The sequence below is a fragment of the Sphingobacterium nematocida genome (assembly GCF_900168125.1).
Taxonomy (GTDB): domain Bacteria; phylum Bacteroidota; class Bacteroidia; order Sphingobacteriales; family Sphingobacteriaceae; genus Sphingobacterium; species Sphingobacterium nematocida.
Window position 1 is genome coordinate 14,888 of sequence record NZ_FUZF01000022.1, and the last position, 14,022, is coordinate 28,909.

The 14,022-nt window shown below is 39.2% G+C and carries 16 protein-coding genes; 9 read left to right on the plus strand and 7 right to left on the minus strand.

The window, feature by feature from the left end; translation table 11 throughout:
- Window positions 1-69: 69 nt before the first annotated feature.
- Complete coding sequence (gcvH, locus tag B5X76_RS18740) at window positions 70-450, plus strand: glycine cleavage system protein GcvH (protein WP_079645527.1); 381 nt, start codon at window positions 70-72, stop codon at window positions 448-450.
- Window positions 451-510: 60 nt separating this feature from the next.
- Here gcvH and B5X76_RS18745 read toward each other — a convergent pair whose 3' ends face one another.
- The 4 genes from B5X76_RS18745 to mqnB form a co-directional block, all read right to left on the minus strand.
- Entirely contained in the window at window positions 511-1,266 is a 756-nt protein-coding gene (locus tag B5X76_RS18745; RefSeq protein ID WP_079645461.1) for a DUF6263 family protein, read from the minus strand.
- A gap of 102 nt (window positions 1,267-1,368) precedes the next feature.
- Window positions 1,369-2,355, minus strand: coding sequence for a pyruvate dehydrogenase complex E1 component subunit beta (locus B5X76_RS18750; RefSeq protein ID WP_079645462.1), 987 nt, complete (start codon window positions 2,353-2,355; stop codon window positions 1,369-1,371).
- A gap of 47 nt (window positions 2,356-2,402) precedes the next feature.
- Entirely contained in the window at window positions 2,403-2,591 is a 189-nt protein-coding gene (locus B5X76_RS18755; RefSeq protein WP_079645463.1) for a hypothetical protein, read from the minus strand.
- A 138-nt stretch (window positions 2,592-2,729) separates the two neighbouring features.
- On the minus strand, window positions 2,730-3,344 hold the full coding sequence (gene mqnB / locus B5X76_RS18760) for a futalosine hydrolase (RefSeq protein WP_079645464.1): 615 nt from the start codon (window positions 3,342-3,344) through the stop codon (window positions 2,730-2,732).
- A gap of 183 nt (window positions 3,345-3,527) precedes the next feature.
- Here mqnB and B5X76_RS18765 point away from each other — a divergent pair, with 183 nt between their 5' ends.
- The 8 genes from B5X76_RS18765 (at window position 3,528) to B5X76_RS18800 (ending at window position 9,488) form a co-directional block, all read left to right on the plus strand.
- The gene (locus B5X76_RS18765; protein ID WP_079645465.1) at window positions 3,528-3,941 is read left to right on the plus strand and encodes a 6-pyruvoyl trahydropterin synthase family protein; all 414 of its coding nucleotides are present in this window, start codon (window positions 3,528-3,530) and stop codon (window positions 3,939-3,941) included.
- Window positions 3,942-3,963: 22 nt separating this feature from the next.
- Window positions 3,964-4,593, plus strand: a complete 630-nt coding sequence (gene folE / locus B5X76_RS18770; RefSeq protein ID WP_079645466.1) for a GTP cyclohydrolase I FolE — start codon at window positions 3,964-3,966, stop codon at window positions 4,591-4,593.
- A 154-nt stretch (window positions 4,594-4,747) separates the two neighbouring features.
- Entirely contained in the window at window positions 4,748-5,383 is a 636-nt protein-coding gene (locus tag B5X76_RS18775) for an O-methyltransferase (protein ID WP_079645467.1), read from the plus strand.
- A gap of 46 nt (window positions 5,384-5,429) precedes the next feature.
- The gene (locus B5X76_RS18780) at window positions 5,430-5,906 is read left to right on the plus strand and encodes a glucosaminidase domain-containing protein (RefSeq protein ID WP_245801091.1); all 477 of its coding nucleotides are present in this window, start codon (window positions 5,430-5,432) and stop codon (window positions 5,904-5,906) included.
- A 25-nt stretch (window positions 5,907-5,931) separates the two neighbouring features.
- Window positions 5,932-6,759, plus strand: a complete 828-nt coding sequence (locus tag B5X76_RS18785; protein WP_079645469.1) for a glucosaminidase domain-containing protein — start codon at window positions 5,932-5,934, stop codon at window positions 6,757-6,759.
- A gap of 141 nt (window positions 6,760-6,900) precedes the next feature.
- On the plus strand, window positions 6,901-7,575 hold the full coding sequence (locus B5X76_RS18790) for a hypothetical protein (protein WP_245801092.1): 675 nt from the start codon (window positions 6,901-6,903) through the stop codon (window positions 7,573-7,575).
- Window positions 7,576-7,614: 39 nt separating this feature from the next.
- A complete protein-coding gene (locus tag B5X76_RS18795) occupies window positions 7,615-8,571 on the plus strand; it encodes a DUF3078 domain-containing protein (protein WP_245801093.1) in 957 nt (318 codons plus the stop codon).
- 8 nt (window positions 8,572-8,579) lie between these two features.
- Complete coding sequence (locus B5X76_RS18800) at window positions 8,580-9,488, plus strand: N-acetylmuramoyl-L-alanine amidase (RefSeq protein WP_079645471.1); 909 nt, start codon at window positions 8,580-8,582, stop codon at window positions 9,486-9,488.
- Window positions 9,489-9,544: 56 nt separating this feature from the next.
- Here B5X76_RS18800 and B5X76_RS18805 read toward each other — a convergent pair whose 3' ends face one another.
- From B5X76_RS18805 to B5X76_RS18815, 3 genes are all read right to left on the minus strand, one after another.
- Entirely contained in the window at window positions 9,545-11,230 is a 1,686-nt protein-coding gene (locus B5X76_RS18805; protein WP_079645472.1) for a sodium:solute symporter family protein, read from the minus strand.
- Window positions 11,231-11,335: 105 nt separating this feature from the next.
- The gene (locus B5X76_RS18810) at window positions 11,336-11,533 is read right to left on the minus strand and encodes a hypothetical protein (protein WP_079645473.1); all 198 of its coding nucleotides are present in this window, start codon (window positions 11,531-11,533) and stop codon (window positions 11,336-11,338) included.
- Window positions 11,534-11,541: 8 nt separating this feature from the next.
- Entirely contained in the window at window positions 11,542-13,980 is a 2,439-nt protein-coding gene (locus tag B5X76_RS18815) for a PIG-L family deacetylase (protein ID WP_245801094.1), read from the minus strand.
- Window positions 13,981-14,022 lie beyond the last annotated feature (42 nt).

A 14,022-nucleotide genomic window follows, 5' to 3' on the forward strand; every position in this document is an offset into this window, starting at 1 on the left:
TAAAAATACACATATTCGCTTTTGGTAATGTCAAATGTTAATGATATTTTTGAAAAAAAAGAAGAAAAAATGAATTTTCCAGCAGAATTGAAATACACAAAGGATCATGAATGGATTCGTGTAGAAGGCGATGAAGCCGTAATCGGTATTACTGACTTTGCTCAACGCGAGTTAGGTGATATTGTTTTTGTTGATATTAACACTGTAGGAGAAGAGGTAGCTGCAAATGATGTATTTGGTACTATCGAAGCAGTAAAGACTGTGTCTGACTTGTTCATGCCTATCAACTCAACGGTTTTGGCAGTGAATGATGCAATCGATGCTTCTCCAGAATTAGTAAACTCTGATCCATATGGTGAAGGCTGGATCATCCGTGTAAAATTAACTAACCCAGCTGATGTAGATGCGTTGTTGACAGCAGATGCTTATAAATCTGAAATTAACGCTTAGTCTATAACGTTGGCTATTAGAATAACAGAAAAGTCCCTCCATTTAGGAGGGACTTTTCTGTTATTTTATTTCTTTTAATTCTATGCTAGAAGAAATCTTATTTCCCTGCACTTCAATAACTGTATTGACCACAGAGTGTGTGGTAAAAAACGTATTGGGGTCTAGGATATAATAACCGGTAGATGTACCAATATTAGTGCCCGCATTGTCTGTATAAGTACCCGTTATATTAATCTTATAGCCCTCAGCCGTTTTCCCTGCGAAGGTATTTACATTCTTTCCTTTGGCACCTAGCTGTGCCAAGCTGAGCTCATTTTCCCAAGAATCTCCGATAGATAATGGTTTGTCTGGAAAAGCAACCGACATTCCTTGGATACTAGATCGGTCAAAGGCTTCTGCTGGAACGTTTGGAAAGTCCATTGCTAAAACTTTGGCATTTTTATCCATCGTGATACTAAGTGTATTCTCTAATAGAGGTTTCATCTGTGTAGCCATCATTTCTTCCATTTGATTGGAAGGCTCTTTGGACGAATCATACGAAATAGTAACTATCCCGGCATTAATATCTGTTTTGACTTGAGTATATTTTGCCTCGTACTTAGCCGATGATTCTGTAACTTCTGTTGCAGTCATATTCATGCGCATGGTCATATCCATGATCATGTTTTGAGCCCCCTCTATATCTGATTTCATTATCATTTCGATTGGGATGACCTTACCTTTTTCTGGATTCAACTTGAAGGTGATTTTCTCTTGTGCCTGCGTACTTATTACGATTGTCGAGGCAACGAATAATGTGGTGAAAAGTCTTTTCATATGGATATAATATATGGTGAAAATAGGTTTTTTTTATGAATTATTATAGTCACAAAAAAAGGAGCCCTTTAGGACTCCTTTGACTTGTATCTTATGTACAAATTATTTTTTACTATAAGTGACCTCTTTTACGGCATTTATTACTTTAGCCACATTCGGCAAAGTAGCTTCTACCAAAGTAGGTGCGTATGCCAATGGAACGTCTGCAGATGTTACACGCAATACAGGTGCATCTAAGTAATCAAAAGCATTTTTCTGAACATGGAAAGAGATTTCAGAAGAAATAGATGCTAATGGCCATGCTTCTTCTACAATCACTAATCTGTTTGTTTTCTTCACAGACTCAACTACTGTTTTGTAGTCAATAGGGCGCACAGAGCGTAGGTCAATTAACTCTACACTAACGCCTTCTTTTTCTAATTCTGCTACAGCAGGGATAACTACTCTTGGTAGCATTTTTCCAAAAGAAACAATTGTTACATCAGTTCCTTCTTGTATAATATTTGCTTTTCCGATAGGAAGGTAATATTCTTCTTCAGGTACCATTCCTTTATCACCATACATTACTTCAGATTCCATGAAGATTACCGGATCTGGATCTATGATTGATGATTTTAATAATCCTTTTGCATCGTAAGGGTTAGAAGGAACAACTACTTTTAGTCCTGGTGTATTGGCATACCAGTTTTCAAAGTTTTGAGAGTGTTGTGCCGCCAATTGTCCTGCATTACCTGTAGGGCCACGAAATACAATTGGACAAGCAAGCTGACCACCGGACATTTGGCGGATTTTTGCTGCCGAGTTGATGATTTGATCTATTGCAACTAATGAGAAGTTGAATGTCATGAATTCCACAATTGGTTTTAAGCCATGTGTTGCGGCTCCGACAGCGATACCTGCAAAACCTAATTCAGCAATAGGAGTATCAATAATACGTTTTGAGCCAAATTCGTCTAGCATACCTTGACTTACTTTGTAAGCACCGTTATACTCTGCTACTTCTTCGCCCATTAAAAATATAGTTTCATCTTTACGCATTTCTTCGTTCATTGCTTCACGAAGCGCTTCTCTGAATTGAATTTCTCTCATTAGTTTTGAAATCGTTTTAATTAACCTTTGATATGCAAAAATACTATTTAATAATGATATTTCATATGTATAATTATCTGCGATGATCCGCCAGCTGGCGGATCGGTTTGTCTTTTAGTGACCATTATATCTTGTGCCGATGAGTCGGCATGGAATATCCAAACTATATTATGTACGGTTTTAGTTGTCTGATAGTGTGCCTGCTGCTTCGCGGTCATACGTGTTTGTGTAGCCATTGCTACGTGGATATTTCATAGGTGTACAACTCTTGTATAGTCCTTAGATTCTCCAACTTGTCGGATCAAGCTCTCTGTTGTGCTGCATTCCAATCGGTATGACTTTGAGGAACGCTTTTTGGGTGTCATTCTTTCAGTTTATTGGTTGCTTTCTGTTAAAAAATCCTGTAGCCATTTGTTTAGGTGTTTGATCGCTAGTGGTATTTCCCAGCTATCTCTGTTTCGCTTTTCGACGTAATTAGAGATGGAACGTATCTGAATACAAGGTATATTTTCTTCTGTAGCAACCAAAAGTACTGCCGCCCCCTCCATACTTTCAATCGTTACATCGGGAAATCTTTTTTTAATGCTATGAATGGATGGTTCATGTCCATGTACCATATTTACGGTGATCGCTGTTTCTTGTGGAAGTGAAATACAGACCCCGGGTGGGATAGAAGAATAGAATGTACTGTTGCCAAAGCCAAGTTCTTCAAAAGAAAGGAACTGTTCAGTATCCTCTGCCCCGATTTCTGAAAAATGATCTTTTACAATGTTGACTACGCTCCCTAAGGCGATATCCTTAGAAAAGGAACCGGCTATTCCTATATTTAGGATATAATCAGGGCGAGATTGTGTAACCTTCTTACCTAATTGATATGCGGTCGCAGTCATTCCGACCCCTGTAATTAAATAAGGAATCTGTAACCTTGTTAACAAATCTAAACTTGGGGCAATTTCCCCTTCGGTAGCAACGACGACTAGAGGTTTCATTTTTTTGTGATTTAACCTTGATGCGGGTGTATTTTGCTTTTAGCTGCTAAAATAGAGTTTTTTACGGTATGTTTTTATCAAAAAGGGATCTAACAAAAAAGAACAGAAAGTGTAAATGACTTAATACAGTACAAATGGGATATATGATTGTTTATAAAAGCATTTTTATCTAAGTTTGCGTATATGATATACATTACAAGGCGAGAGCGATTCTGTGCAGCCCATAAGCTACATCGCGAAGATTGGTCGGACGAGAAAAATGAAGCCACTTTTGGTTATTGTTCTAATCCCAATTGGCATGGGCACAATTACGAATTGTATGTAACTGTAAAAGGAGAGGTAAACCCAGAAACTGGATTTTTGATCGATTTAAAGCTGATGAAGCGTATTATAAATACCTACATCATTACTCCGATGGATCATAAGAATATAAATTTGGATGTTGACTTTATGCATGGCAAAATGGCTTCTACAGAAGTGATTGCTATGGAGATATTTAAAGTGTTGAAACCTCATTTTGAGCAAGAACATGTTCAACTACATAGTGTAAAACTATTCGAAACAGAAAATAATTCCGTCGAATATTTCGGCGATTAATCACATAAAATAATTAGCTAAAATGAGTAATCCTACGGATTTCAATGAGGAATTGGATCGCTATAAAAAAGTAGAACGGTATAATGTAGAGCAGGTAGACCGTATAGCCTCACATTACAACGACATTCTTTCCGCCATAGGTGAAGACCCCAATCGGGAAGGTTTGATCAAAACTCCAGAACGGGTAGCTAAAGCTTTGCAATACTTAACACATGGGTATGATGTTGATGCTGCAGAGGTATTGCGTAGTGCGATGTTTGAAGAAGATTACAGCCAGATGGTGGTTGTTAAGGATATAGAAGTGTATTCGATGTGCGAACACCATATGTTGCCCTTTTTCGGAAAAGCCCACATCGCTTACATCCCTAATGGACATATAGTGGGGTTGAGCAAAATTCCACGTATTGTAGATGCTTTCGCTAGACGTCTACAAGTGCAGGAGCGTTTGACGAATGAGATCAGAGATTGTATCCAAGAAACATTGAACCCTGCAGGGGTAGCTGTAGTAATGGAGTGTAAGCACATGTGTATGGCAATGCGGGGTGTTCAAAAGCAAAGCTCAGTAACGACAACCTCGGCGTTTACAGGTGAATTTCAGAATGATGTTACAAGATCCGAGTTCTTGAGACTAATTACAGCTTCGTTGGATTAGCCGATAATATATTTTTAGAATTCAAAAAAAGCCCTGTTTTTCGAGATAAAACAGGGCTTTTTTAGTTATTTATTAAACCCTTTTACGGTCTTGATGTCTATGTTCTGTAGCAAAAAAAGTTTTTTTTTTGAATTAGTTCCGTAGATTTGCAGTTATGTTTCAAAATGAAGAACGGGTAAGTGGTTATTTAGAAGGTACTTGTGGCGAAGAGAATTCGTTGCTTCGTACGATAAACAGAGAGACGTATCTAAAAGAAACAATGCCGCATATGTTGTCTGGTCATTACCAAGGAAGGGTGTTGTCCATGATTAGTAAGATGCTGTCTCCAAAGAAAATTTTAGAGATAGGTACTTTTACAGGTTATGCAACGTTATGTTTAGCGGAAGGATTAAAAGAGGACGGTATCTTACATACAATAGATATTAATGAAGAGCAGGAGGAGCGCGTTTCTGGATATTTTCAGCGATCTGCATACGCCGCTCAGATAAAATATCACATTGGGGATGCTTTCGAAGTGATACCTGCGATTGCAGGAGAATTTGATTTAGTTTTTATCGATGCAGATAAAAAGAGGAATTTGGTTTATTACGAGATGTTAATAGATCGTATTCCTTCAGGGGGAGTGATTTTGATAGACAATGTTTTGTGGAAGGGAAAGGTTTTTGAAGAAAATCCAGATAATCAGACAAAGCAGGTTTTGGAATTAAATGCTACCCTGGCAAAAGACAACCGTGTAGAAAAGTTGATTTTGCCGATTAGAGACGGGCTTTTTGTATTGCGCAAAAAGTAATTGTTGAACTAAAAAGTAGAAAATGCAAAAATGTTTATGCAGCAAAATGTTGCTAATAATCGTATTGTGTTTTGCTTCTGTAACGACACTGTTAGGACAAAAGAAATTTAGCCCTTCAAGTTACATCGAGCAGCACAAGAGCGTTGCACAGCAACTCATGCGCGAAACAGGTGTGCCAGCATCTGTGATTTTAGCAATTGCTATTCATGAAAGTGCCTATGGCAATAGCCGAATTGCCACAAACTTGAACAATCATTTTGGAATTAAGGGAAAAAACAATAGTAAGACCATCAGGTCTGCTTATAAAGGCTATGAGTCTGTTTGGGCATCTTATAATGATTTTGTAGATTTATTGCAGCGGAGAAAATCAACACAGGGATTATTCGATAAATATTCTCCACTAGATTACACCGCATGGGTCAGAGGAATTGCACGGTCAGGATATTCTGCAACCCGCGATTGGAGTCGCAAGGTTTTAGGGACTATCGATCGTTATGATCTGGACGATTTAGATGTAAAATAATACATTTTATACTTTTTGTTTTTTGATGAGATCTCTTTTTTTACTTTTCGTCCTTTTAGGACTGTTGAGCTCTTGTGCTTCAAAAAGAGGTACAGTGTTGTCTCATCCCAATTCATCGGGTTCTTATGGTTCCAAAAAGCCCCCCTCCAAAGGAGGGACTTCAACCACAGGCCTTTCGTATATTGAACAATATAAGGGAGTTGCTATCAGAGAGATGAATCAATACGGTATTCCGGCGAGCATTAAATTGGCCCAAGCACTTTTAGAATCGGGAAATGGGAACTCTTATTTGGCTAGGGAGGCCAATAATCACTTTGGTATTAAGTGTGGAGGAGTCTGGAAGGGGAAAAGTGTAAGTAGAGCAGATGATAATCCGAATGACTGTTTCCGTGTTTACGACAATCCCGAGCAGTCGTTTAAAGATCACTCCCAGTTTTTACTACGTAAGCGCTACGAAAATCTGTTTACTCTTGACAAAAACGATTATAGAGGTTGGGCCAAAGGATTAAAAGAGGCAGGTTATGCCACTAATCCACGCTATCCGGAATTACTTATTGACCTGATAGAAAGATATTCTCTTTATCAATATGATCGGGCAGAGACCTATGTCGAAAAGGAGAGAAGAGAGGAGCAGGTAGTGCATGTTATTGAGACAAAAGTAGAAACAGAACCTATTACAAAACCTGAACAGATAAAATCACCGGTTGCGATGATTATTCACGAGGTAAAGCCGCAACAGACTTTATACAGTATCGGGCGTCAGTACAATGTTACCGTTGATCAAATCAAGCAATTGAACAACCTTTTGGGGGATGAGATTTCAATTGGACAACTTCTAGTAATTACCAAGTAATATTAAAACTTGTTAAAAGTATGGTGTTTTGTTTTGCAAAAATGTAGCTTTACGCTTGTGAATACCAATCTAAACATAATATCATTATTGTTTTTGCTTTTTTTTTGCCTGTCAGCTTATTCGCAACAAAAAGTAGAAGGTTTGATTTTTGATAAAGATACAAAGCAGCGGATCGGTCGTGTATTGATCATAAATAAGACCAGCGGAGCAAATGTCTTTAATAATTCACGAGGAGAGTTTGCACTTGAGATGTCTCTTGGTGACCAGATCATAGCGCAAAGGGAGCAATATTTTGGTGATACATTGACGTATGAGGGGCAAAAAGTATTGATTTTTAATTTAAAGAAGACCTCCATTTATATCGATCCAGTCACTGTTGTAGGTAAAAAATCTCCAGAGCAAATTCTTGCAGAGCGCCGAAGAGACTATGACAAGGCTTACAAGTTGGCGGATCCAGGAAGTTATTTAAGTGTTGGGCCAACAGGGGCCGGCCTAAGCATAAATGCGATTTATAGTCTCTTCAGTAAAGAAGCAAAGAATGCGAGACGGTTGACGAAGTATTTCGAAAGAGAATATGAAGAGAATATTGTTGACATGCGTTTTTCTAAAGAGTTAGTTAAATCGGTAATAGGATTAGAAGGCGAACCATTAGACAATTTTATGGTAAGGTACAGACCTTCGTATGATTTTGTATCTTTGGCAACACATTATCAAATGGTAAATTATATAAAGTCCAAGTATCAGTACTTTAAATTTGTGCCTTATATTAAACCTTTACCGGATTTGAATAAAATTGATATTAGTAATAATGATTAGTTATAGTCTATGATGAAATGTTTACCCTTGTTTTTAAGTATGTTGCTTCTCTTTGTGAGTGGCGATATTTTTTCTCAAGCAAATCTAAAGGATCTGAGAGAGAAACCTAATACCGAAAAATTGACTGCAGATACAGCAAAAGGCCTTCAGATCAAACAAATTAATGTTCCGATACCTAAGCTCGGATTAGAAGTCGATTATTGGAAGCATTGGACCAAATTTGGTATTAATGCAAATCAGGCATCCTTTAGTGAAAACTGGAATGCAGGAGGGGTAAATTCGGTGGCTATCGGGGGTACGTTTTGGCATAAATCGGATTATAATAAAGACCGATTCAATTTCGTTACGGAATTTGATTTTAAGTATGGAAAGATTTGGAATAAAGATCAATTAGCTAAGAAAAATTTGGATAGGCTTTTTTGGGATAATAAACTGGCCTATAAGTTTACAGATACCTGGGCTCTCTATTTTTCATTTACCTTCGAATCACAATTTGATGTAGGATATAAGTATGATGCCAAGGGTGAAAATATAACCGATACGGTCTCTGCATTTTTAGCTCCAGGATATTTTACAGAGTCATTCGGTTTCGAATATAAACCTGATAAGACATTTTCGCTACGTCTAGGTACAGGTACTGCTCGACAGACTATTATTGCAGATGATAGAATTGCTCCACCGATAGAAGCTACTAGACCTGTCTACGGTGTCGAACCGGGTAAAAAATTTAAGAATGACCTCGCTTTTCAGATCACAGCTAATTTGGATCGCAATCTTTCTCAAAACCTTAATCTAAAAGCGCGTTATAATCTCTTTGCAGATTATAAAGACATCTCCGATCCTGATCACCGTCTAGATGCAACCCTAAGTGCCAAGGTGACAAGTTTGGTCAACGTAGCGCTTTCGGGAATTATTGTGTACAATTCCGATGAATCTTCAAAGGTTCAGTATAATCAGGCTTTGACTTTGGGTGTGATATATGCATTGCCGAGGTAGGGATTGATATGCGATTAAGGGATGTTATTAGTGGGATATGCGTGCTAGGGTTTATAGTAGGCTGCGGTACATCAAAGAAACCTTTGATTTCACCTCGGGTTGTCGCTAATATAGATGCGATAAAGACCGATACAGTAGCCAACATAGTCGAAGCACCAAAGTTAGTTGTAGATAATTCAATAGATAGTTCCTTCGTACAGGTTCCCCGAGAATTAACACCAGAAGAAAAAATAGCCGAACAAAAGCGTACTGGGCTTTATAAAGGCGCGGATTGGGCTGGAGCAATACATTATGATCTTCGCAAACCAAATTTTGTGGTGATACATCATACGGCCCAGAATAGTGTTGCCCAGACTGTCCGTACATTTCAGGTTCCGCATTCAAAAGTTAGCGCGCATTATGTCATCAGTAAGACTGGTCAAATTATCCAGATGCTTAATGATTACGATCGTGCTTGGCATGCCGGTAAATCTAAATGGGGAAGCATAGATGATCTAAATTCAATGTCTATCGGAATTGAATTAGATAACAACGGAAAGGAACCGTTTCCAGATACACAAATTAATGCCTTGCTTGTCCTCTTGGATACGCTTAAGACAAAATACCTTATACCACAGCTGAATTTTATAGGCCATGCTGATATAGCACCCATGAGAAAGGACGATCCGAGTATTTTATTTCCTTGGAAGGTACTGGCTCAAAATGGATTCGGTATTTGGTATAACGAGGATTATTTGATAAGCCCACCACCGAATTTTAACGCTATGGACGCATTGAAGATAATGGGGTATGATATGCGTGCTCCTGAAGGAGCAATTCGTGCATTTAAGCGAAAATATATCATCAAAGAAGTGAACGGAGTGTTGACCGCCCACGATCAAGCTGTGCTTTATGATTTGTATCGCAAGTATTATTAGTGTTTAGCTATTAGTATTGAGATGGCGGGAATTAGACAATCATTAATAATTAATCATTAACCATTCTTCTTCATTTGCTGAAACAGGAGTCCAAATAAGATAACGAGCACACAGCCGATCAGGTTAAGCCATAGAAAGGCCACAATATCCGCTTTCCAAATGCCGATGATCAATATCTCTGTAAGTATGGCTGACCAAAAGACTGCTTTTCCCCCAATTTTCTTGAAGTAGAATGCAACAAGGAAGATTCCTAGAATCGTACCATAAAACAAAGAACCTAAGATGTTGACTGCTTCCAAAAGATTACCAAGCTTGTTGGCATAAAGCGCAATAAGTACAGTGAATACCCCCCAACCCAGAGTAAACAACCTTGATGCCTTTAAATAAGCACGTTCAGATGCCTGCTTATTAATAAACCGTTTGTAAATATCAATAACGGTGGTAGAGGCGAGGGAGTTTATTGCGCTGGCTGTAGCTCCCATCGAAGCTAGCATGATGATAGCTATCAGTAGACCGATAAAACCTTTTGGAAACGTGGATGTCACAAATGATAAAAATATATAATTATTATCATTTGTCTCGGCATGTACGTCGTTTTTTTTGATGAGCTCGATTACACCTTCCCTTAGCGCCGACGACTTTGCGTTTAATGCCTTCAGCTCTTCACCTTTGAGCGCTATTCCAGCTTCGTCATCACGTCCTAGGGCTCTGGTCAGTTCGTGAATTGTTTGGGACTTCTTTGCTCCGAGAGATTCCTGTTGTTCCAGCAGAGCCATATATTCAGCTTTATAACTACTGTTTTCCAGCTTCTCTGTCTCTAACGAGTTGAAAAATAAAGGCGGTGTATGGTACTGGTAATAGGCAAATACCAATACCCCAATCAGTAGAATACAAAACTGCATGGGCACCTTTAATAATCCATTCATCAAAAGCCCCATCCTACTGTCACGGATCGAAGACCCCGTTAGGTATCTGCCAACCTGGCTTTGGTCTGTCCCAAAGTAAGATAATTGAAGGAAAAAACCTCCAATCAAACCCGTCCACACCGTATATTGATTGTTCAAGTCAAAAGTGAAATCAATGGCATTGGTTTTTCCCGATTTGCCAGCGATGTGTAGTGCCTCGCTGAAGCCAATGTCTTGGGGGAGAAGTTGTATTACCATAAAACCGGCGGCAAGTAGTCCGGCAAATATAATTCCCATTTGTAGCAACTGCGTATAAGATACAGCCTTTGTCCCTCCATAGACAGTGTATAGGACGACTACGCTTCCCATTACCAAGGTGGTGTATGTAACGTCAATATGCAAAATGGTGGATAATATTATTGCCGGAGCAAAAATCGTAATACCAGTTGAAATGCCGCGCTGAATAAGAAATAGGAAAGCCGTTAATGCTCTTGTTTTGATGTCGAATCGTTTTTCAAGGAATTCATAAGCGGTAAATACCCGAAGACGATGAAAGATGGGGACGAAAGTGATACACAGCACTATCATCGATAAAGGTAGTCCAAAGTAGAATTGAACAAAGCTCATTCCTGAGGTGTAAGCTAACCCCGGTGCGGATAGGAAAGTGATTGCACTGGCCTGTGTTGCCATCACAGAGAGACCGACATTGTACCAAGGTAATTCGCGATCGCCTAATAAATAGCCGTCTATATTGCGAATATTCCTGCTTTTGAAGACACCGTAGGCGACAATCAAAAGCAGGGTACTGAAAAGTACTATCCAATCGATAGAACTCATGAATAGTGTGCTGTAAATAAATACATAAATACAATACACAACAATAGCCACACCACCAGTATCCAATAGAACTGGCGCCAGCTACGTACTAAAGGAGGGAGTCCCTTATCGGTCATGAGGTTTTTGAGGTAAAAGCACCGTATTGAAGAAAACTGCGAAAATAAAACCGCCTACTAGCCCTCCAATAAGACTTAAAAATGATCCGCAAGAAGCAAAAGCAGTTAGCGCGCCCAATACAGATCCGATTAATAAAATTAAACCTTTTGCGTTAAGAGGTTGTACATCGTTTACTTGATTTTCCATATCTAATGTTAATTTACTTTTTCTTTTGTGAGCAAATTTACAAATAATCTATAAGCTCCGGGAACTCCGGCTGGTAATTGTCTGAAAAAGGATAGTGAAGTATAGACAAATTTGCCTTTTCCATAATTTGTTATCAGTAGAGAACCGTTATTAGGATCCTCATCCTTATCGTTAATCCGGAGAGGTGTGCGGTATCTTTTATCTATCTTATCCGCAAAATAAAGACCTCTCTCTTGAACCCATCCTTCAAAATCAAGAGGTGTGATCTTGTTGGGGTATTTTAAAGCGAGATCCGCCGAATTATACTCAACTATTGCATTCTCTTCAGTGACCCTGTCTCTCGATATAGCGAAGGGATAAGGACCTATCTGATCGGAGGAAAGCTTAGTGTTTACATTATACTGTACGAGTACGACACCACCCTGGTTTACATAATTCATGAGTAGCTTTTGTGTCGACGAAGCCTGAGGGCTAATGTTGAAATATCGAACGCCTACTATAATGGCGTCATACTGACTTAATGAAGCGACAGATAATGAACGGTTATTCAACGAGGTAACATCTATTCCTATTTCGTTCAACGATTGAGGGATCATATCTCCTGCACCCGAGAGATAGCCTATAGTTTTTACTGTGTTTGTTAGCGCAAAGCTCTTACAGTTCACAGTAGCCTGCGGAAACCATGTGACCCGAGGTATATGATCGTAGTCTATTGTTTTTATTGATTTCAGCGTCTCATTATTCCATTGGAAGGATAATGAACCAATGGGACTATTTGAATTATCAGGTTTTACAGAAATCTGTTTGACAAGGTTATTTTCTTTTCCAAATTCTAGATTGATCCGCTTAGGGGAGATTTGCCAGCCATCTAGTTGGGGTATGTCAACAATAAAGTTGTTTTGGTTTTCATCATGGCGATAGAACATTACCTCTATGGTTTTCTGTTCCATGTTTGTGCTTAGTAAAATGGAAGAGGGCAATTCAGCAGTAAGCGTCGGAACGATCGCTATTGGACTGTGTATTTCGCCGCGTACAGGATCCACGATACGATACTGTATATCTTGGGTCCTATTCAGAATCTTGCCATCGATCTCAAATGTAAATGTGACAGTCGGGCGTGAAGAATTGCTGGGGTAGCCTATGTCAGCAGGTTTAACATCAAATTTACCCAAGGAATGTTCTTTTTCAAGCCAGTAAGGTTGAGTTATTTGAGAAGATCGGTACTGTTTTGATAAAGTCCAGTTGACATTTGTTGTTAAGTTTTCTTGAACCTCACCCAAGCTGGTTTTCAGTAGTTTTACTGCGATATTGGGGCGTCGGGCTATTGCTTCTAGCAAGACCTCAAAATCTTTGTTGACCGGGTATTGATCAGATTTTGTAGATACGTCAATCCATATGCCGGCACAAGCAATAATAATATCTTCTATTTCTTTTACTTTTTGTTCTTGCCAGTAAATGTCATTAATGCCTTTTACCAAATCACGAAGTTCAAAGAGGCGGGTTATACTTTGCTCGGGTTCTGTGGGATTAAAGTCTTTGATGATCAGTTTTATTAAGGCTTGTATGTCAGCGCTTCCTGATACCCTGTCCCAGCTAGTCGTAACCCCTTCCATAATGTCTCCGTGTGCTTCATCGCCCGCTACATGTTCAAAGTATTCGGTGCTGTTGCCTCGTGAAGTAGCTGCTCCAAATCCTTGGCTCTTGTGTTGAGATCTGCTGCGTGCAGCTATTTCACCGTATGATTCCCCTAAAAGCGGACTATAAGCCCCAATATTTATTTTAAGTTGATCTTCGGAGGTATTATTCATCCCTCCAAAATTGGCTGTATTCCATAGGAGTCGTTTGGCCCTCCAAGGGGTCACAGTGCTAAGCTGTTCGGGAAAATACTTGGGGTCTGCTGCTGCGAGATAGGCCTCGTGGGCTAATATTGCAGAGGCTTGATGGTGACCATGACCGCCCCGTTTATCCGGAGGAAATCTATTTATAATGACATCTGGTCTGAATTTGCGGATAATCCATACGGCTTCGCGGAGGGCAGTCTCTTTATCCCAAAAGTCAAAAGTTTCAGTATATGTTTTAGAGAAGCCAAAGTCATATGCCGAACTGAAAAATTGTTCCCCCTTATCTAAAGAGCGAGCGGCAAGTAATTCTTGCGTCCGGATTAAGCCTAGATCGATTCCTTGGTCGGTTCCAATAAGATTTTGACCGCCGTCGCCTCGGGTTAACGAGAGGTATCCTGTTCGGTATTTTCGCTCTTGTGCTAGCCATGCTATCAATCTTGTATTTTCATCATCAGGATGCGCGGCAAAGTACAATACGGATCCCAATGTATTTAGTTTTTGAAGCTTGATCATGATTTCATTAGCTGGCATATTGCCGTGCTGGGACTTCGCCGTTATGCTGAATGAGCTGATGAAAAAAAATAAGAAAAGTATTTTTTTAAACATGCTTAAACTTACATAAATTCAGTTTTATGTGCAATATAAATT